Genomic DNA, 19,625 nt, shown 5'->3' with positions numbered 1-19,625 from the left:
CGGACGGCCCTCAGTCAACGCGGTTGAGGAGCAATGGATGTTGATCACAGTTGCCGCAGTTCGCGGTAGCGGGCAGGCGTCAGATGCTCGCTGCGAGTGACCTGCAGTTGGCCCGGGCGCGTGCGTTGCTCGTAGGCGGTTATGACTAGGCCGACTCCGCCGGCTGCGGGCACCAGGACGCCTTGCACATGCAGAAACCATGCGGCATGACCTACTGCTTGGCAGGCCGACCAATCGTCGCCGTGGATGTCGTCGTCTTCCAGTCCTACCGCCTCGCGGGCTTCTGGGGTGGTGAGATCCAGGACTGACAGGTCGGTGGCCTCGATGGTATGCAGCCGGTAGGAGGCTTCGAGCAGCTTCTCCGGGGTCGTTGATGCCGCCTGCGCGGCGCGTTCCACTTCAACCATGCACGCTTGCGCGGAATCGGCCAGATAGATCGCTGAGAACAGCAACGGCGGGTTCCACCTGCCGCCGAATCTGCGTGCCCCTTCCCCCGATAAAGGATCACGGCGGGCGCCGGTGTACCGAGCGCACGTTCCCGACCACTGGATGGTGCCACGCGCGTCGATGCGCTGCACCAGTCCTTCGTCGAGCGCATCGCTCACACAAAGATCCCTTCGGCCATGGCGTCAATGAGGGCCAAGACGCGCTGGTATTCGCCGTCGCGTACCAGGTCGGCGGGCTTGCCGTGCGCGAGTAATCGATTTGGCGAAAACATCCAGACGTTGGCCTGGTCGCGGGGGAGCACCTCGGACAGCGCGTCGGCGACGTAGGCCAGTTCGATTAGTCGTTGCTTGTTGAGGCGTTGCGGGACGACCTGACCTGAGGTCCAGCGCGCCACCGAGCGCGCTGAGGCATCGACGATGCCGCCGACCTCCTCGTAGGTCAATCCCAAGCGCTCGATCGCACTCGACACGGTCGAGGCGAGCGCATTAGCTCCCATATCGTCTGCCTGTCTTCCTTTTGTCAGTCCCTATGTCATGTAGTCTGTCACGAAACGACGCCTGGGGCGAGAGGACTTTCACCACGATGGGCATTCAGTTTCGGCTGGGACCTAACGACCACAAGCCGGTCGAAGACTTCCTGTCCCGCGAGCACGCCGGCACCGACGCCATCACCCTCGATACCAAGGCTGCGCGTCACCAAGCGGCTGCGGCAGCGGCTGCCGCCGACGCGGGCCTGCAGGTGTACTGGGAGCCCGCAGCAGAACGGCTGGCCGACGAGGGTTTCGGCCTCGACAAGTTCCCGCTGTGGACCGGGCAGCCCTACGACATTGACAACCTCTCCGCTGACCAGGCGGCACGCGCCGCACTGGTCGGCCTGACTGTGGACAAGCACCCGGCGCGGGTCACTCACTTCACCGCCCCGCACTTCTATGTGACCGATGAGCGCACCGCACGCCTCAACGTCGACCTCGCCGAACGGACCCGGCTGGCCGTCGGCGAGGACAAGCCCACCCGGGCCGTGATCACGGTGTCGACCACCGCCGTGGGCCGCCTCGGCATCGACCTTGCCGCCGAGTACGCCGGCGCAGGGATCAACGACGTCGAGATCCGCTTCTCGCCCTTCGGTGGCGACGACGAAGGTATCCGCAAGATCCGCGCCGCTTTTGGGGTGCTCGACCAGTTCCGTGAACACGACCTCACCGTCACGCTTGGGCTGTCGGGCAACATTGGCCGCGCTGCACTGGCCATGGGTCACGCCGACGCCTACTCAGTCGGCCTGGGGATGCTCGAGAAGGTCAACCACTCCCAAACGATGGCTCGCTACCGTAAGGCCCCCGACCCGGATAAGGACCAAGGCGGTGGCGCCGCCGGCGGCATTTACCTGCCCCTACTCGGAGCCACCGTGTCGGCCAAAGCTGCACGACAGCTGTTGAGTCACACCGATATTCGCACTCGCGTCGGGTGTCGTATCGGATCGTGTCGCAACAGCGTGACAGGACCCCTCGACGACCGAAGAGCACACTACCTGCACTCCCGGTCCAGCGAGGTGGCCGAGATGCTTCGTCGGCCCGCACCCTGGCGCGGGGCGATGGAAATTGACCGCCTGAACGTTGCGATCGGACTCCGCGAACGCGTCAACGAGCACTATCTCAGCGACGACGTACACAAACTGGGTACGCGCACGCTGCGCAGCCTCATCGACGAGATACAACACGAACAGCAGCAGGCTTCTTAGAAGTCGCCGCCGCCGGTTAGATGAGCGCTCGAATCCAGGTGCCGGTTCAGCGTCCGTGTCGTGCTGCGGGAGTAGGTTGCCAACAACCGATCCGGTCAATTAGGAGAACCATCGTGGCTGACTACGACGTGCAGTACGACACAAATTCAGGTGACTGGGGCGCCAAACGTGCGGGAGCAGAGAAAGCTGCGGGACGCTACGAGACCCAGGCCGAGGCGCACGAGGCCGCGCGCGGTTTCGCAGAACGAAGCGGCGGCGGCGAGGTTCGAGACCACCGCAAAGACAATAACCAGATTCGGAACACGGACACAGTCGGCAAAAGGGACCCCTACCCGCCGAAGGGCTGAAGCGGGCGCGTCATCCCCTGCCGGCAGCCTGCGCAGTCTGGTTCTTGAGAACTGGAAGCTACCCGACGAGCAGCGACGCACGATTACAGGGGCAACAACCACTACGAGTTCGGAATTGCGTGGCCGTCCTCTGTCCACGCGCCGAACATGCGGGAACTGTCGCTCCCACGGGTATGGGATTCGGCCTGTCGGTTCTTACCGACTAAAGGCCATTACGTCACGGTGGCAAATGATCACAGCCGAGCGTCTCTAAGTCAACGCTGGCCGCCGCGACCGCCGACATGCGCGTTGTCGACGTAAGCGCGCAAGAACGCCGCCCAGTGATCGCGCAGTCAGTTATTTGCGATGCGGCGGTATTCCTCCACCGGGATGAGCACCGCGATCTCTCGCCCGCGCCGGGTGATGACGTAGGTCTGTCCCTGTGTTACTTCACCGAGTATTCGGCCGAACTGGCGGCGTAGTTCGGTCACACCGATCCGCGGCAGCGAGGGATCAATCATCAGGGGCCGCAACATGTCGGATCCGTACCACGCAGCGCGGCCCGCGGGTTGCGGCGGGCGTCACCGAGACCACCGCGTCCCGGAGTGGTGTGACATCGAGTCGATGCGGGCGGTGGCGCGGGCCAGACGGTTCTTCTTGCGGCTTTGTGCTGAGTTGGCGGCGGTAATGTCGAAGCAGCGTCGGAGCTTGAGCGTTACTCGGGCGTCTTCGCTGGCGCGTTGACAGATGAGACGGGCGAGCGGTGTGAGCGCCTCGTCGTGGTACACGTCATGAGATTCGAACTTGCCGTCAGCGAGGATGACCTCAGCGAGCAGGTGCTGCGCGGCGGTCGGGTCGTGAGCGTCCAGTACCGCGGCGGCAAGGGTACTGGCTCTTGCGGTGTGCACGGCGGAGGGCATCGTGGGTCGGGCCGTGGTTCGTCCTTTGCTGCTGCGGTCTGGGCTGGCGGCAACAGCGTTGTCGGAGCGCAGCGTTAAGTCCGCGGCGCCGCCGAGAAGTGTGAAGACGTACGAGCAAGGGTTTTCACGTCCATGAGCATCTCGTGTGGTCTCGGTTGATGTGCGCCGTACACGCGGAGCCGCCTTGGTCTTCCCGCGAGCAGCGCGTTGATGAGCCGCTGGGTCCGCGCCATCGAGAGGCTCAGGGGGTGATCGGCTGGCTGAACGCGGGTCAGGTCGGCGCCGCAAAGCCGCCGCTGCCCGACGAGGTCGAGGATCGGTTGAGCACATCGGTCCAACTCGGGGATCATGTAGGTGGGTGGGCGGTAGCGTTGCGGCGCAGCGCAGTTCGGGCAACCGTCCTGCAGCAGGCATTTGTGGGTAGGACAGGCGAAGGTCCAGTTGAGTCGCCATGCGAGCAGCCAGCGCCCTCCGGTGTCGGTCAGGCACTGTGGGCACCAACGTGAGGAGGTGCGCCAGTCCCAAGTCGAGGACAGCAGCGTTCGTCCACCGCTGAGCGGGCCCACACCACTTCCGCTGCGCGGCAACGCCAACGCATTGACAACATGGCGGCCGTAGCCGGTTGCCTGAGCGATTCCGTCGATATCGGCGGGGGTGAGTAGGCGTATCCAGGCCCCGTAGAACGAAATGGGTGCGATGGCGCATCGCTCGATGACAGCTCGGCGTGGCACGTGGTGCCGGTGGGCGATCGCGTCGAGCCAGGAGTCAAGCGCCTCGCCCTGGATCGGCGCTACCCGCAGCGGAAAGCTACGGTCGATCCGTGACATCGAGGGGGTGGCACGTCGACTCGAGGACGCGAGGACTGGCTGAGCCGGTATTGACCGGTTGCCCCTCGCGCCTCACTCACACCTCAATGTACTGCTAGCGATACATATTTTTATGCCCTTCTTGGTGGGCTGACTTTCGTGTATCGCAGGTGACTACTTGGGGGTGCCGACACGACTTCCTGCCGATGATCCCGACCGTGCCCAGCAGTGGCAGCGTCGCCGCGCGTTGGTGGGGTCACGGATCCGCGCGTTGCGGCTGGAGCGGGGGTTGTCGCAGGAGAGTCTGGCGCTGGAGTCGGGGGTGGCGCGCAATCAGTTGATTCAGATGGAGCATGGCCGGCGTGGGGTGTTGATCGAGCGGGTGTATGACATTGCCGAGGCTCTCGGGGTGTCGGTGAACGAGATCGTGGTCGACGATCCGGCTGCTACCGCGCAGCGGTAGTCCAGTACGTATGTCAGGGTCCGCCGAGTTCGGCGAGTCGGTGCACCGCCGCGAGGACGTCTTTGCCGAAGTCGGTGCAGCGCAGCGGTTTCTGGGTGAGCAGGCGTGCGCGGAAGTCTTTTTCCAGGCGGGCGATGTGGTGGCCGGTGACGGCTACTCCCCTGCCGAGGTGTTTCCCGGCGTCGGTGAGCGTGGTGAACTGGGTGATCACGGCGAAGCGTTGTAGCCGTTCCCAGCCGCCGTGGCCGACGAGGGCCGGGATGAGGATGGCCGGGATCTTTGGGTTGTCGCGGAGTTCGGCGTCGGTGTGTCGGGCCACGGTGCGTACCGGCATTCCGAGCGTGGCGGCTTGGGCGGCTACCGCTCCGCAGCGGATTTGGAGTTCTCGCGCGAGGTCTGCACACGAGCGTTGGCGGACGATGTATTCGGTGTAGAGCCAGTCGGGGTCGACCGGCTCAGTGGGCCGTGGCCCGGACGGCCGCAGGGGAATCGTGTAGTCGTGCATCAATCGAGAGAGGGTGCGTTTGCTGAACCCGGTCAGGGCGGCGATGTCGGCGAGGCTGCGTTGTTCCTGGCTGTACAGGGCGACGAGGCGTTCCCGCGGCAGCGCTTCGGCGGCTTGCTGATACACCCTGCCGGGCCGCCGGGCGCCGATGCGCGGGGCACGCGGGCGCGGGGGCAGCGCCGGGGCGGGATGCTGTTCGAGTGCATAGCGAATGAGGTCGCCGCTGACTCCTAACTGCTGGCTGGTGGCGGCGATGGTGCGGCGGTCAACCCGGATTAGTCGGTGTAGCTCCGCGATCTCGATATCGCCGAGCTCGACACCGGGTAACGATAGGCCGGCGACGATATTCGTCGGGGGTTCCCACACCACCGGCTCGTCCTGAATGCCTTGGGTTGCAAGGAACCTCGTTGCGTGACGGTGTAGGGCGCGGCTGAGCTGCGGGGTGAGGCGGCCCGGGAATTCCCTGAGCTCGGTGTCGGGGCCGTCCAGGCCGGTGCGGGGTTTGGTGGTGCCGCGGAGCTGGTGCTGCAGGTAGCTGCGTGGGTGGGCTGCCGAGCATCTTTGGTGGCTGAGGCTTCCGCAGATGCGGTCCCACTCGTCTTGGGCGAGCAGGCCGCGGTAGTCCAGGCGCCGTCGCCGCGCGTAGTCGATGGGTGCACTCTCCTCGCTGAGGTAGTCCGATAGGGCAGCGAGGGCGTCGCGGATCGCGGGCCAGTGCGGCGATTCTTTGAGCCGCCACAGCAGGTAGATGGCGTTGAGGCGGGCCAGCTCGCCGCCGAGATGCGCGGTGGCCTCGGCGATGTCCAGGTCGCTGCCGACCAGCAGCACTGCGGCAGCCAGCGCCACCCGCGAGCTGGAATGGGCCAACGCCGGCGGGCTCAGCCGCAACGCCCAGCCCGTCCACAATGCTGTGGGCAGCGCCCGAACCAGCTGCTGCTGCCGCTGCGTGTCGGTGGCGTGCAGCCTTGGGAAGGCACTGCCGAGGCGGCACTGCAACTGCGCAGCGGGGCTCAGGCGGTCACCGAGTGCGGTGAAATGCAGGGCCTGAAGCACCGGGCTCGCCGACGGCCCGGCCGGCAGGTCGAGATAGGTCCATTGATGCAGCACGTAGCGGCTGACCTCTTCAGGCAGCGCTGCCAGCGGCGCCGCGGCCGACCCGAAGTCGGGCCTGCTGAGCACGGTGACGGCCGCGGTGATCGCCGCGGCGCACGTCAGGACCGACGATGACATCTGCGCGTTGGCCGCCTGCCGCTGGTGTCGATATTGTGCGGCCAACTCGGCGGGCAGCAGGTCCTCGAGGTAGCGACCGGCGGTGGCCGACAGGATGCCGCGGCCAAGGATGCGGATATCGGCCAGCACGTCCCGAACTGGCATCGGATGCTGCGCGTAGAGCCCGAACTGGCCATTCTCGGCGGCGACCAGGTCGAGGAGCACCTGTTGGGCGAGCAGTGTCGGATGATCAGCCTCCAGCATGGTGACTGGGGTGTCGGCCAGGTCGGCGTCGCAGCGGAGCCGGTTTCTGCCGGCAGCCGTGGGGCTGGGGTGAGCACAGTGCACTGGACGCGGTGGGGCGGCGTTGAGGGGTTGGGGCGCGCGTTGGCGCCGGCCGCAGCGCGGGCAGTGTTCGGCCAGCAGGCATCGATGCTGCAGGCAGGCGAAGCTCCACATCAATCGCCACTGCAGCAGCCACGTTCCCCCGCTCGCGCCGAGGCAGTGCGGACAGAACCGCCACCCGCCGTGGTGGCGCGGCGTGGTTGCGGTCAGATCCGCTGTCGCTTCCTGTGCCCAGGACACGTTCGCTAGGTAGTGCGCCAAGGTCATCGCGTGCACCTGTGTCGGTGTGAGTCCTGTTGCGGCGGCGATCCGTTGCGCGTCGTCCTCGCTTACCGTGGCAGCGGTGACGCGGGTGCGCAGATCGGCAACGGTGTCTAGGCCCATGTGGTGGTACAGCGCGTTGAGTGACGTGTTGTGGCGCACCGCGATGGCGTGTAACCAGGAATCCAGCGCCTCCCCCGCCGCCGGTGCTGTGGTCAGGGGTAGCGCGCGGACGGTGGTCATGGCGGGTTGGGCGTGGTGCGTAGCCGGGTGGTTTTCTTGCCGGTGCGAAACGCGGCGTGTAGTTCACGGCGGCCGAGCTCGGCGGCGCTGTCGATGCGGCAGGACTCGAGGAGCTCGGCGGTGAGTTTCTCGGTGCCGGTGCGCATGGCTTTCTGGCAGGCCAATCGGATCAGCGCCATCAACGAGCCGATGTGGCCGGTGCTGCGCACGAACAACTGATCAGAGAGGTCATCGGCGAGCATGCCCGGATACTTCTGAGTCAGGAGCAGCCGTTGTTCGAGGGTGAGCAGTAAATCCCGCCAGCGCTGTCGTTGCTTTTCGGTGCCGACCATGAACGGTGACATGTCCACCGGCGTGGTGCAGCGCAGCAGCTGTTCCATTTCGTGATCGCGGTAGGCGTTGCAGTCATCGAGTAGCGCGTTGCGCTCGTGCAGGCCGATCCCGATGAGCAACACCGTCAGGGGGAACTCGTTGGCGATGTATTTGAACTGGTTACTCAGATCGGTCATGCGTTCCCGGCGACCGCGCAAGAAGTGCAGGTCATCGATGATGAGTAGCCTTGTCTCACAGGAGGACACATCATCGAGCGCGTGCCGCAGCAGTTGTTGGGCGCTGGCCCGCTGCCCTCCCGGGTGGGCGTAGAAGTCGCATATTGCCGCGTTGAACTCGCGGGTGCCCGTGGAGGCGGTCATACCGATCCGGCACACCGGCCACCTTTCATCTCCGGCGCGTGTCGTTGTCCCGTAACGCTCGATATGTCTGCGGTGCAGGCGTTTCCCGAACACCCGCGAGACGGTGCTCTTACCCAGACCGGGCAGTCCGCTGAGCGCAATCATCGGTTTGGTGTCCTCACCGGTCTGGCAGTTGCAGGCCACGAAGTCTTCGAGTTGCTCCAGCACGGATTGGCATTCAGCGGTCATCACCGTGCCCATTTGGGCGTGCCAGCGGCGGCGCTGATCGTTGTAATCCTCGCTGGCAGCCGCACCCAGATGACGTAGTTGTTTGTGGGACAGCGCTTCCGGCCGGTCCAGGGTCGGTGCGTCAACCATGTCGCGCCACCCCTCCTTGCGGGCCAGGGTGAGATTATCCAGATACTCGCGAGGGTTTCTGACGTCCGATTTGCCCCGCGGCGCCCTGGCAGGTCGCCGCTTCGGTGTTGAGGACTTCGGTGAGGTCATTCCACCTCCAGCACACCGTCGTAGAAGCTGCCCTGCTCCAGCGGCGGCTCGTCGGCGTCATCGAGGTCGCCGGGTTCCTCGTCGAGGTCATCAACGAACGCATCAGCGCCGGCGTCGTGGGCCCGCTCGCGAGGTTCGCGATCCAGTGCTGTAGCGACCGAGCTCAATTCGGCGCTGTCCGGTGGCGGGTTGAGATCACCGATGAGGCTGGACTGCTCGCGGGCCACCCGCAGTGCCCGGCGACGCTCGGCCATCGAGTTCGCGACGCTGAGTTTGCGGCGTTCCAGGAAGCTAGTGATGGCCAGCGGGTCATCGACATACCGGTTCTGGGCTTTGGCCAAGGTGCGCTCGAAACGCAAGATTTCCTCGCTCATCGGGGCGTCAAGCATGTCGGCGTGCTCCCATACCAACGGATGCCAGTGGCGGGTGCGGTCATCGCGGAAATACACTTTGGTGATGTCGTCGACGTTGTAGGCGATCGGCCACTTCTGGTTCGGATACGGGCTTTTCTCCTTCGCGCGTCCGGCGACGATGTCTCCTTTGTAGCGGCGCCCTCCCACGTCGATGCCATAGTGCTGGATGACGCGCCACACCACCGGCAGAAACTCGTAGGCGAGATCCGGATCGCGCGGCACCTCCAGATAGCCGGCGCGCGCCACCCCGTGGGCGAACATCTCCGCCGGGGTCATCGTCAGCTTCGGCACCCCCAGCCCGGACAGACTGTCGTGGGCGCTGTGGTGATAGATGACGGCGATCCACTCCCGGATGATGGCTTCCAGCTCATCGAGGTAGAACCAGGCATCCTGTTCCGGTGACACCCCGCGCGCGAAAATGTCCTGCCCCTTATAGCCGGGCAGCTCCTGCAGCAGACCCACGCGCAGCGTGGAGAAGAACCGCTCCACCGGCCCCTTATCGCGGGGTTGGCGCAACCGGGCCGGCTGGATTGAGATCCCCAACCGCTGACACACGCTGTTGAGGTGCGCGCTGACATAGATTTTGCCGTGATCGACGACCAACGTCTCGGGAACGACCGCCGGGGTCGCCGCCGGCACACTGCCCGGGTCGAGAGCGTCCTGTTCGACGAGCACCGAGCGCGGGATCCCGCGTGGGGGCCACATCGCTTCGGCCGGCCAGTCCCGCCCCGCCGGTTGCGGCCGAAACGTCTCGTACAACACCGCGGCCGCATCAATGGATTTCGTCGACACCGGGGTCAGCCGCAACCCGGTGACGCAGCGGCTGTACCAGTCCATCGCGACCGTCAGCTCGGCGTTCACCCACGTCAGCGTGTAGGGATCCATCGCGAACACATCCAGGCGAGTGGTGTCCATCAGCAGGTACTCCCCCGGCCGCATCGGATGCAGCTTGCCGTACACCTCGTTCGATCGGGAAGCGATGTCGCGGTTGCGTTTCGTGCTCTGCTTAAACAGCGGCCGCTGGTCCTCGAGCCGGGCCAGGATCCGATACGCCGTGCGCTGCGACGGCACCTTCACCACACCGGCGCCGAACCGCGCGTCCAGACGCGCACGGGTACGTCGAATCACCAAGTCCTCGTTGGGCTTCGACAGATCCGTGTACTCGCTCATCACCTCCAGGGCCGTCTGCTGCCACCGCGGATCCTGCCGCCCACCCATGCCAGGCTGCACCGCCCGCTGCGAGATCAATCCCGCTTCCCCGTGCGCCTGGTACTGCGCAACCCACCGCTCGACCGTGCGGGACTGCACACCCAACTCGGCCGCCTTGGCGGCATAACGTTCCATCACCGGCAGCTCGGACCGGTACGCAGTGCGCGGTTCATACGGCAGCGCGGTCTCCTGGCATCCGGAGCGGTAACCTGTCAACACTTCTCGCACGTGGGCCGCCCGTTCCAGCGCTTGTTTCCGGGCGGCCGCGGAGACCGCAGACAATGTCACCGCCGCGACCTCGCCGGGATCATCGGAAGCGGGTCCTTCATCAGAGCTGAGCACCCGAGCGCGATCAGACATCAGCAATTCACTCATGGATAATCGACGAATCACGTTGCCGCGCAGACCCCTCGACAACACTTCCAGGGACGAAGCCGTCACGTGCATCTCGACGATCTCTAACGCTTCGCCTTCGTAGATGATGCGCGACCCCACACCCACGGGCACCGCGGCATTCGTCATCGCCGTACCTCCAAGACACTCGAGGGCCGCAGCGGTGTTGCGAGGTCGACCACGATCTCTTGTTTCCACAGCAGATGCATCAGAGCATTGCGCATCCGCAAAGACGGACCTGTCGCAGCGACTCGACGCTCAGCATCGTCCAGACGCAGCCCGCCCAAACCGTCCATCGCACAACGAATGCGGTCGAGTGATCGCTGATCGACATATTGCTCTCGGCGATAACCGGCAAGAAAACGAACGTTCCCGAGCAGGATGGGTGGCTGCTCGCTCAACACCCGATACTCCCACCCCAGCGCCTCGAGCACTTCACGCGTCCACTCGCACAGCATCTGAATCTTCGGGTTCTCGGCAAGTCGCTGCGCGCGCACCACATCCACGACGGTGAGTCCGACCCCACTCCCCCACAGAAAATCTGGAATGTGGCGTCGCAGCCGACCGTTCACTACCGCACTCAGCCGGAACGGCTGCGCCACAACGCGGGTAACCGCCGGATCGAAATCCGCCAATAACAGCGAGGAAAGCTCCAAACGCGACTCGTAGATAACGTGGTCGCGTTCAGTAGCGGCCCAATACTTTCCGGAGTAATGACGCTGACCCTGATAGAAACGAAAAGTACGCCAAGGAACCGCCTCCAAGAGGACCGTATCCGAGACCTGACTCGCGGAGCGGACGTCGGCCTCACCGCTGCCCATCCGGTGCTCGATCACAGCCGTGGCCAAATCGACCTCGACACCGCCAGTCACGTCGGACATCCACAAGTAGGCCCGTGCAATGCAATCCCGCGTCCCGCCCGACCCGGTGCTTCCGCGAACAGCCAAGTGGCACAGAAAGAATCGCGCAGCAAGCCCATACGTCGCCGACGCCACGCCGATTTAGGCCGAAGGGCTTCCACCAACGGCCAACTGACCGTAGGGATCGAGAAGCGCTCTACCGGTACCACACCTAAGCAACTCCACCCAGCTTGTGATGTCCTCTGAGCATGTGCCTGCCCAGGACCAGAAGCAATAGGCTGGCCACGGAGAATTGATAGTCCACCGCGCCGCGATCGCTCTGGCGCAGTTTTACCCGTGCACACGGGTCGTCCGCGCCGTACTGCCGTGTCTCGACCGGCTACTCAGGCTCTACCAAGCAATGATCAGACCTTTTGCCATCCGACATGTCGAATTCGACATCGTTCGACATTTCATATGGCAATTCGACACGGAGAATGGCAACCTACACCCAACCCCTCATTGCACTAACAGCATTCGTCTATCCCTCCCCACCCCTGTGCCGGGTGGGGAGGGATAGACGGCCCGGTGGCCATTAGCCAGAAGTGAGCACCTTGGCTAGCTAGAGCGCAGTCAGTAGACCGCGCGCCGCCACGACCTCGGAGTCATCCCCCGCGCGGGCAAGCACAGCCTCGGTAGCCGAATCCACACACAGAGTCAGGTGCGCACGATGGCGCGTCATCGTCACGCACATCCTGCCCGCGTCCAACGCGAACGGCTCAGCGCTGCGGTATCCCGCCATCGGATGCAGGGCCACCACTGCTGGCCGCTCCATGCCCTGCAACGCATTGACCGTACCCACCAACACCTCTGGAAGATCGGAAAGCAACGCCCGAACAGCACCGGCCTGCGCGACATGGGGAACCGCCACGGCGATATCACCCTCCGACAACGCCATCCGCTCCCCACCGCACCGGTATTCGAACGTCATCAACTCCCGCACCCGATCCACCAGTGTAGCCAGCAGCGCCGGATCAGTCGGGCCATGTCTGGTCTTGACGCGCCGACACTCCAACTCCGGCAACACGGTCCCGTCACTGGCGACCACCGACTCGTCTGGCCGCCGCGAGGTGAAGGGCATCTGCGGGTAGAAGTGCTCCGATACCAGGGCGCATGTCTGCGGCCCCAGCCGCCACGAGTTCGTCAGCCGATGCACACTGATCGCATCACCATGGGCGGCCAACAACGCAGCCGGGGCAGGCTGGTGCGGTCCACTCAACTGGCCGTCCCAGCGCGCCGTCGAGCCGGTCACCACCGGGTCGACCTGGCCGGGATCACCCACGCACACAACCTGCCGCGCAAGCGCCCCCAGCGCCCCGACATCGGAATACGTTGCCTGCCAGGCCTCGTCCACCAAAAGGATGTCTCCCCCGACCAGAGCCGGATCGACGTAAAGCAACCGGGCGGTCGTCCCGATCAGAATCTGCCCACCTGTCGAGCGGTCCCACCGCACCTGGTGTCCAGCCACGGTGCGCACCCCCTCAACCGCTCGCCCCGCCCGCTGCCCACCACTCTTGACGATGAGTGCGGCACGGTCACTGACCGCCGTGATCCGCCGCCCCAACTCACTGGCCTGCTCACGCGTCTGGGCAGCCACCAACACCCGCAATCCAACCCGATGGGCCAGCGCACCGGCCAACAAAGCGATCAGCCGACTCTTACCCGAACCTGGACAAGCTGGCACGCAGATGCCTGCCTCTCCACTCCACGCGGCCATCAGCACCCGCGCCAGCATCGGAGAGTTCAACAGTTCACGCCCCGGCCATTCCTGCTGCACCACACCAGGTTTCTCAGCAGCAGCGGGTGGGCGTGCCTTTTCGCGCGAATCAGCCGGCACCGCACCAGCGCGCGCACCCACAAACGACTCAGGCAGTCGACGCATCGCCACCCTCCCCTCTCAAGTCCTCATCATCGGCAGCGGCGATCATCACGGCCAGCGGCACCGCACGGCGCGCGCTCGTAGGTGTCGTGCCCTGCGACAGCCACGAGAACCGACGCCGGTACAACCGGGCCACCGCCGCACGCCTTGACCGGATGGTCGACGGCGACGGCGGGGCAGGGATCACTGTCACCCGCTCTGCGGCCACCGGACGATACCCCGATTTCCGTAGCCCCCCGATGGTCACTGCCAACGCCCCGCCGACCACCTCCGTGGCCAACACGTCCCCTCCGAAGCGGTCCCCGACACCGGGCGTCGCCGCCATCGGCTCACCCGGCCAACCGATTACAGCGGCACCGGGGCGCAACCGGGTATCGAGCCGATCAGCGCGCACCGTGACGCGTCCCGCCTGCGGCCCCACCCCGACCACGACCTCGCCGCGACAGACGAACCCGCCATGAACGCCCCGCGCACGCCACAGCGGGTCACCCAATAACGCCGCCTCGAACAGATCGGTCGCATCGCAGCGGCTCGCCAGCCGCGCCGCCGCCACATGCAGTGTCTCGACGCGATCCCAGCTACGCCCAGCATTCAACGTCTCCTGCACCTTCCCCAGATGCCAGTCGTCGTCCTCGCGGATCTGTTCCAACCCCGCGAGCAGGTCTCCACCGGTCACCGCCCGGTGCCACACGTGCAGTCCAGCCACACCGGTCGGGACCGCCAGCGCTGCCCGCCACCGGCCCGCATGATCAGCACCGGGCACCACTCCAAGCATGAACCGCTGCCGAGACACGCCCAGTACGTCGGTCACTGCCGAGGTGCCGGGATGGGCGGCACGTTCGGCCCACCACCCGGCCAGCGCCGAACCCGCTGCCACCTCCGCACTGGCCAATGCTGGGTCAGCGTGACGAGCCGCCAGCCCGCCCAGCACACGCAACGTGGCAGCAGAGTCGACCACTGCAGTCGCCCCGCCGCCCAGATCACCGCCCGCGCAACCGCTCGCTCGTGCCACCGCCGCGAGCCCCTCGGGACCGTAGCCGCTGTATCGGTGCCCATCAGACCCCACCGCCTGCACATGCACCACCGATCCGCGCCGCCGAACGCCCACAGCGACCCGCGTCTCCCGCATCGGTGCCGGATTGTGCAACAGCCGGGGCACCGGAACCCCGGCATCACGAGCAGCCACCCGCACCGCCAGGTCGAACAACACCGCACTCACCCCGCACCACCACAGCCAGAGTCTCTTGTTGCACGCCCCCGCCGCGCAGCGGCGAATCCATCGGCTAGAGCCAGCGTCGCTGGATCGTCACCGCCACGCTCGGTGACCTGTCGAACGCTGCCCTGATCCCAGCCCGTACCAGCGAGCACCGCATCCACCCACTGCCCGAAATCGCCCACACCCCGCTCAGTCATGCCGCGACCCGCACTGTTTTGGCCCACGCGGGCGCGGTGTCACTGGCGTGCGCCCCAATCAGGGCCACGACCAACGGCACCGGCAAACTCTTTGCGGGCCAAGGCGTCCCGCCATCGGTCATGCACACAATGACGTTGGCGGCTGGCCGAGCCGCCAGAGCCGCATCAATCCCGACCCGCAGATCGGTCCCTCCGCCGCCGGTCAACTCGACCTCGCTGATCGAGCGGACCTGCCGTGCCGTCGTGGCCTTGGCATCGCAGCACAGCACCCGCACCGTGGCCGTCGTGCGCCGCAACACCGCCCGCGTCTCCGACAGCGCCGCCGCCAGGTCAGCCGACCCCATCGACCCCGACGTGTCGATCACCAGATCAACCGCGATCTTCGGAGCCCGCAACGTCGGCAGCAGTACACCGCCAGGTGCGCGCCGGTTGGGTCGACGCCACGAGTGGTGTACCTGACCCTGCTGATCCTCGACGGCTCGGCGCACCGCCGCGCGCAGCACTTTGGGCCACGGCACCACCGCAGGAGCCAGCTGCGCGTCGGCCCACCGGGTCAGGCCCGCTGGCATCGTGCCCCGACCTGACCCGCCAATCTGAGACTCGCGCAGCACCGCCCGAGCGACGGCCACCTTCACCAGCTCAGCGGCAGCACCAGACAATCCCGCACCGTTGCCGAGGTCCGCAGCAGCGGGCAGTTCCCCGGCCACCGCACGATCCCCGGCCCCGGACCCGCAACCCTCACCAACCTCCCCGTCGCCGCCATCCGTGTTGATCGCCTTCGGCGGCGACCCCTCGGGCACCAGGTGCTGGTAATACACCTCGGCGGCGTGGCCGTCCTCGCAGCCGATCCCCTGCGGCGTGACAGCCCCCTCCGGCAGGCCCACACCCGCCGCGATCAGGTCGTCGTTGATCTCAGCGTCAGCCGCGTAGTTCCACATGGTCCGGTCCACCAGCGGATCAACTGCCTCGGCACGGTCGCTGTGGTCGCGCAGCAAGTGCCCGATTTCATGCAGCAACACGGCCCCGGCGACCGGTATCGACCACCCCTCATCGGTGCCCAACAGCACCGGATCGATGTACACGCGCCAATGTCGGTCCACTGCAAATGTCTTCAGCCCCGGCGCAGCAACCGGCGAGAGTGCGAACAGCGCCCGCGCGAAGTAGGGCATCGCCTCGACAGCCACCATGCGCGCCAGCCGAAACCGCCGCCATTCCTCGGCGCTGAGCGCCCGCACCTCGCTCACGCGGCGCTCCCGGCATCCAAGCCAGCGGCGATCATGACATCGCGAAACCGCCGCGCCGACGCCGGAGGGCGAGCACCGGCAGGCATCGCCACGCTCAGATCACGTGCCGCCGCCCCCGCCACGTCCGGTGCACCGTGGGTCGCGGCCGCGACCAACGGACCCCACGCGGTGTTCCATGCGTCTCTGGTGCCCTTGGCCGCAGCCCAGGCCACCACACCGGACAACACCGCCCACACCTGGTCCGGACGCGCCGAACCCCACGCAACGATGCTGGGATCTGCGATCACCTCCGCGACAGCAGGCAAATCCATGCTGGCACGCCATTCCAGGAACTCACTGCCCGCACCGTCACCAACCAAACCGAGCGCAACCGTGCTGATCGCCGCCAGGTCGTCACGGCGCAGGTGCGCAAGCACCCTCGCCATCGCCTCCCAGGACCGCCGCGACGGCCACGCCCGCCCAGCAGCTTCATCGGTGTCGGGATAGCAGTGCAGCTGCCCAGGGCGCGCCTCGATGTAAGCGCACACCGCCCCCACTTCCTCGGCCTTGCGCAGGGGATCAGCGGCAACCGCACGCGACGCGGGCAGCGACGAGAACGCCGAACGCATACCGGTCAGCCATTCCTCGGCAGTCGGCGCGAAATCCACGTGCAGGAAACGATTTGCCATCGGTGGCGTCAGGTCGACGCCCCCAGCACTGCGATCCGGCGGATTGGCCGCAGCAACAATACGCACCTCATCAGGCAACTTCGTGCGCCCCACCACACGCTCCAACGCCACCGTCAGCATCGCCGCCTGCACCGAAGGAGAACAAGTGGATATCTCATCGAGCAACAGATACCCGCCGTTGGCGTCAACCAAAGTCTTGGCCCAGTCAGGCATCGCCAACGTCTGAACCGCACCATCGGTGACGACCGGCCATCCCGCGATATCGACAGGCTCGCGCTGAGACCCGATCACCGTTTCCACTGGCACGCCGTCAGCAGCGGCCAACGCTCTGACAACCGAGGACTTCCCAGTGCCGGGGTCGCTCCACAGCAGCACCGGAACATGTGCCCGCGCCGCCGCATCGATCACTGTGACAGTCGTGTCAAGATCACTCATAGCAGAGTCCCTCCGAGTGGAATCCTGGGCCAGCCCAACGCGTGCCCAACTACCTGCATACTACCTGGCATCTCCGACATAAACGGCCCGCGCTGCAACCACTTTCGCAGCACACCGCAGTTCCGGCGGCGGTCCTAGAGGATGCCGCGCACCTCGCAGTAGTGGTCATACTCCGACCGTGACACAGCCGCATCCCAGTCAACGCCGAGTGCATCGCACAGGTGGCGCAAATCCCCCAGCAGGTCTGTCAACGCCACCCCAATATCCTCATTTAGCTTCGCACCACCGAGATGCTGCGCGTAAGCCACCAGGCCACGCGCAGCCCACCCGGCACGGATATCGTTGTCGCGCTTCGGGTCACAATCAAGACTATCCAACAGTGACCGCTTCGGCTGACCCGCAATCAACACCGCCAACGACTCCACCGACTCGGCAGGCACACTGCCCGCATTGAACAGCGGCCCATCACCAGTACCGGCATACAGATGCATCAGCGTTCGCCCCTCCCTGGGCTGCTAGGCTCGCCCCAACGGCGTGCCTTCACAACGGGTATCCTACTGCGCTACACCGACATTCATAGGTACGCAGCGCGCGCACCCTCTCACTGCAACGAGCGGTGCCCAACCAACAACACGACGACGACGACGACACGGCGAATCCGACTGAAGGGGCCGATCACTCCCCACCCCTGTGCCGGGTGGGGAGTGATCGGCAGGTTAAGAACTGTGATCGGCAGAATGGTCAGTGTCGCCGCGGTACTCATTCACGTCGACGACGACCCTGACCGACATCCCGGCAGCTTCCAGCTCGCCGGCCAGTCGCGCCGCACACACCGCGTGAACCAGACACGGATACGGAACACCATCGCGCCGGGTCCGCGCCCTCGGGTATTCCCGCTCGAACAGATCCTGATCGTCGAGCATCACGATCTCACGTACCGAGTCGCTGTCGACCCATTCCAGCTCTGTGGCGGTAGAGGCGATGAAGTCGTCGATGGCCTGCAACTCAGCGATCAGACCAGCCTGGGGCGGCTTGGCCCCTCTTTCGGCGTTGTAGTAGGACTTCTCACCGATCCTGAACAGGGTTGACGCTTGATTCTTGCCCAGACCTACTGCCAGACGCCGAGCCGCCAGGTCAAAGCGCCGCGCCCCGCGGTGCACCTCGACGTCCCGGCCGGCGCGGCTAAGAGCGCCGGCAGCCCGGCCCACCGCGACATGCTGAAGAACGAGCGGGTAAGGATCTCGGTGAAGCGTTGTCACCGCATCGGGGCGACCGTCTATGAAGGCAGCGTGCTCGGTTGCGGCTTGCAACACTACGGCGCCGGCGACGGGGGCCGCTGCGACCAGCGTGGCAGCTTCACAGGCAACGAACGCCTCCATCTTGATCAGCTCACCGACCAGGTGCGGGCCGACCTCGCGCGCCCCGCTCTCGCGAGAGCGGTACTTGCCCGGCTCAATCCGCAGCAAGGCTGACAGATCGTTGGCGGACAGACCCAGGGCAGTCCGACGCGCCACCAGGTCCGACCACAAGTACGGTGCCACTTCGATACTGATATTGGCCCCTTGTTCGATGAAGGCTGTCAGCAACGGATCTGCCAATCCCACGCTCATGGTCCGGTCTCCCTCTATGGAGCGCTGGGCCTCGCCCCTGATGGGCCTGCCCCCTCCTTTCAGGGTACCCCTGCCCGTCTCTGATCTCGGCTGGACGCCCCAGCTTGGCTCGACTTCCGCCACCGGTCACTTCGAACGGGCCGCGCAACGCCCTGGTCAGCCGCCACGAGCCACGATGAGGAACGAAGCGGAGTTGGACACCGGAGCGCCGCCGTCGGGCGGGGCCACGGTGACGGTGACCTGGTAGGAGCCTGGCTCCATGATTTCCACGCGGCTGTTTGGGCTCCCCGAACAGTCGCTGCTGCGCCGAAACTGCGGGAACCCAGATGCCGAAGAGACGATTTCGGCGCTCACGGTGCAGTCCCCGCTGCCGACCTTTCCGCCGGGTCCTTGCGACGTCCAATCGAAGGTCATTAGCGGCGGGTTGATGCTGGACGGGTACGACGGCAACTCATAGGTGTTCTGGCCGATCTTGGTGAGGATTCCGTTGCCTATCCGCGGAACCACGCTCACCGACAGTATGGCCGGCTGCGCCGCCGCCGGTGGCGGCGCGACCGGTGACGGCGCGGCAACGGTGGGGAGATCCCCGCCGCTGCCGCTTCCGGGACTCGGGTTGGAGGGAAGACCTGTATCGGGGATGCTGACGCTGCCATCGGCCGAGGTGGCGGGCGGCCGCGATACCATCGAGGTAGGCGGCGGAGTCAACATGACTGTGCTGCTCGGCATCGAACCGCCACCGCTGACCTCGGGAGGAGCTTGGCAAGCCTTCAGCGCGGCCGGGATTCCGACCACAGCCGCGACAGCTGCGATGACGGTCGCAACGACGCCGGTCCTACTCCAGTTTTGATCAGTCCCCCCACCCATGCCAGGATCCTGCCACAGGCCCCGGGAGCCGGCGGCCGCAAGCCCTCATCGAGCGAGACGCATGAGCCGCGCACGGCGACGGCGCAGCACGCATGCCGGCCGCGGACTCAGCGTCGCTGCGCATTCACCGATCCGAGGGCGGTTTCACTCCTCCTCATTTC

20 protein-coding genes are annotated in these 19,625 nt (G+C 65.9%); 4 read left to right on the top strand and 16 right to left on the bottom strand.

The features are described 5' to 3' along the window. Positions 1-44 precede the first annotated feature (44 nt). Together ACNUDN_RS29065 and ACNUDN_RS29060 are read right to left on the bottom strand one after the other, a co-directional pair. Positions 45-605, bottom strand: coding sequence for an RES family NAD+ phosphorylase (locus tag ACNUDN_RS29065; RefSeq protein WP_011767808.1), 561 nt, complete (start codon positions 603-605; stop codon positions 45-47). Further along, positions 602-943 (bottom strand): antitoxin Xre/MbcA/ParS toxin-binding domain-containing protein, encoded by a 342-nt coding sequence (locus ACNUDN_RS29060; RefSeq protein ID WP_011767807.1) that lies wholly within the window; start codon positions 941-943, stop codon positions 602-604. Before ACNUDN_RS29060 ends, ACNUDN_RS29065 begins: the two co-directional genes overlap by 4 nt. Positions 944-1,029: 86 nt before the next feature. Here ACNUDN_RS29060 and ACNUDN_RS29055 point away from each other — a divergent pair, with 86 nt between their 5' ends. Further along, complete coding sequence (locus tag ACNUDN_RS29055; RefSeq protein WP_233211217.1) at positions 1,030-2,181, top strand: hypothetical protein; 1,152 nt, start codon at positions 1,030-1,032, stop codon at positions 2,179-2,181. A 113-nt stretch (positions 2,182-2,294) separates the two neighbouring features. After that, positions 2,295-2,528: a DUF2188 domain-containing protein gene (locus tag ACNUDN_RS29050; protein ID WP_011767805.1), complete on the top strand. Its 234-nt coding sequence runs from the start codon at positions 2,295-2,297 to the stop codon at positions 2,526-2,528. 332 nt (positions 2,529-2,860) lie between these two features. Here ACNUDN_RS29050 and ACNUDN_RS29045 read toward each other — a convergent pair whose 3' ends face one another. The 3 genes from ACNUDN_RS29045 to ACNUDN_RS29035 form a co-directional block, all read right to left on the bottom strand. After that, a complete protein-coding gene (locus ACNUDN_RS29045; protein ID WP_041321980.1) occupies positions 2,861-3,043 on the bottom strand; it encodes a type II toxin-antitoxin system Phd/YefM family antitoxin in 183 nt (60 codons plus the stop codon). A 45-nt stretch (positions 3,044-3,088) separates the two neighbouring features. Beyond that, on the bottom strand, positions 3,089-3,415 hold the full coding sequence (locus ACNUDN_RS29040) for a hypothetical protein (protein WP_131722613.1): 327 nt from the start codon (positions 3,413-3,415) through the stop codon (positions 3,089-3,091). An 86-nt stretch (positions 3,416-3,501) separates the two neighbouring features. After that, entirely contained in the window at positions 3,502-4,254 is a 753-nt protein-coding gene (locus ACNUDN_RS29035) for a TniQ family protein (protein WP_011767803.1), read from the bottom strand. A 163-nt stretch (positions 4,255-4,417) separates the two neighbouring features. Here ACNUDN_RS29035 and ACNUDN_RS29030 point away from each other — a divergent pair, with 163 nt between their 5' ends. Then, positions 4,418-4,696, top strand: a complete 279-nt coding sequence (locus ACNUDN_RS29030; protein WP_011767802.1) for a helix-turn-helix domain-containing protein — start codon at positions 4,418-4,420, stop codon at positions 4,694-4,696. A 13-nt stretch (positions 4,697-4,709) separates the two neighbouring features. Here ACNUDN_RS29030 and ACNUDN_RS29025 read toward each other — a convergent pair whose 3' ends face one another. The 11 genes from ACNUDN_RS29025 to ACNUDN_RS28975 all read right to left on the bottom strand — a co-directional run bounded on the left by ACNUDN_RS29025 (position 4,710) and on the right by ACNUDN_RS28975 (position 19,107). Then, positions 4,710-7,259: a TniQ family protein gene (locus ACNUDN_RS29025; protein WP_011767801.1), complete on the bottom strand. Its 2,550-nt coding sequence runs from the start codon at positions 7,257-7,259 to the stop codon at positions 4,710-4,712. After that, positions 7,256-8,437: an ATP-binding protein gene (locus tag ACNUDN_RS29020; RefSeq protein WP_011767800.1), complete on the bottom strand. Its 1,182-nt coding sequence runs from the start codon at positions 8,435-8,437 to the stop codon at positions 7,256-7,258. The genes ACNUDN_RS29025 and ACNUDN_RS29020 overlap by 4 nt, the downstream gene beginning before the upstream one ends. Continuing rightward, a complete protein-coding gene (locus ACNUDN_RS29015) occupies positions 8,434-10,581 on the bottom strand; it encodes a TnsB C-terminal domain-containing protein (RefSeq protein WP_011767799.1) in 2,148 nt (715 codons plus the stop codon). Before ACNUDN_RS29015 ends, ACNUDN_RS29020 begins: the two co-directional genes overlap by 4 nt. After that, a complete protein-coding gene (locus ACNUDN_RS29010; protein WP_233211303.1) occupies positions 10,578-11,333 on the bottom strand; it encodes a TnsA-like heteromeric transposase endonuclease subunit in 756 nt (251 codons plus the stop codon). Before ACNUDN_RS29010 ends, ACNUDN_RS29015 begins: the two co-directional genes overlap by 4 nt. Positions 11,334-11,913: 580 nt before the next feature. Further along, positions 11,914-13,233 carry an AAA family ATPase gene (locus tag ACNUDN_RS29005; protein ID WP_011896153.1) on the bottom strand — a complete coding sequence of 440 codons (1,320 nt, stop codon included), beginning with the start codon at positions 13,231-13,233 and terminating at the stop codon, positions 11,914-11,916. Continuing rightward, positions 13,217-14,449, bottom strand: coding sequence for a hypothetical protein (locus ACNUDN_RS29000; protein WP_041801098.1), 1,233 nt, complete (start codon positions 14,447-14,449; stop codon positions 13,217-13,219). The genes ACNUDN_RS29005 and ACNUDN_RS29000 overlap by 17 nt, the downstream gene beginning before the upstream one ends. Positions 14,450-14,639: 190 nt before the next feature. After that, positions 14,640-15,887, bottom strand: a complete 1,248-nt coding sequence (locus ACNUDN_RS28995) for a vWA domain-containing protein (protein WP_011896155.1) — start codon at positions 15,885-15,887, stop codon at positions 14,640-14,642. After that, complete coding sequence (locus ACNUDN_RS28990; protein ID WP_011896156.1) at positions 15,884-16,990, bottom strand: AAA family ATPase; 1,107 nt, start codon at positions 16,988-16,990, stop codon at positions 15,884-15,886. The genes ACNUDN_RS28995 and ACNUDN_RS28990 overlap by 4 nt, the downstream gene beginning before the upstream one ends. A gap of 134 nt (positions 16,991-17,124) precedes the next feature. Then, the gene (locus ACNUDN_RS28985) at positions 17,125-17,481 is read right to left on the bottom strand and encodes a hypothetical protein (RefSeq protein ID WP_011896157.1); all 357 of its coding nucleotides are present in this window, start codon (positions 17,479-17,481) and stop codon (positions 17,125-17,127) included. Positions 17,482-17,706: 225 nt separating this feature from the next. Then, positions 17,707-18,594, bottom strand: a complete 888-nt coding sequence (locus ACNUDN_RS28980) for a hypothetical protein (RefSeq protein ID WP_419125385.1) — start codon at positions 18,592-18,594, stop codon at positions 17,707-17,709. Between the two features lie 162 nt (positions 18,595-18,756). Beyond that, a complete protein-coding gene (locus tag ACNUDN_RS28975) occupies positions 18,757-19,107 on the bottom strand; it encodes a hypothetical protein (protein WP_419125358.1) in 351 nt (116 codons plus the stop codon). Here ACNUDN_RS28975 and ACNUDN_RS28970 point away from each other — a divergent pair. Further along, positions 19,088-19,447 (top strand): hypothetical protein, encoded by a 360-nt coding sequence (locus tag ACNUDN_RS28970; RefSeq protein WP_419125359.1) that lies wholly within the window; start codon positions 19,088-19,090, stop codon positions 19,445-19,447. The two genes, ACNUDN_RS28975 and ACNUDN_RS28970, sit on opposite strands and share 20 nt — an antisense overlap. Positions 19,448-19,625 lie beyond the last annotated feature (178 nt).

Source organism: Mycobacterium sp. smrl_JER01, assembly GCF_048513595.2.
In the GTDB taxonomy this organism is placed as follows: domain Bacteria; phylum Actinomycetota; class Actinomycetes; order Mycobacteriales; family Mycobacteriaceae; genus Mycobacterium.
The sequence above is the reverse complement of the archived record's forward strand: the minus strand, read 5'-3'. Positions and strand labels throughout refer to the sequence as shown.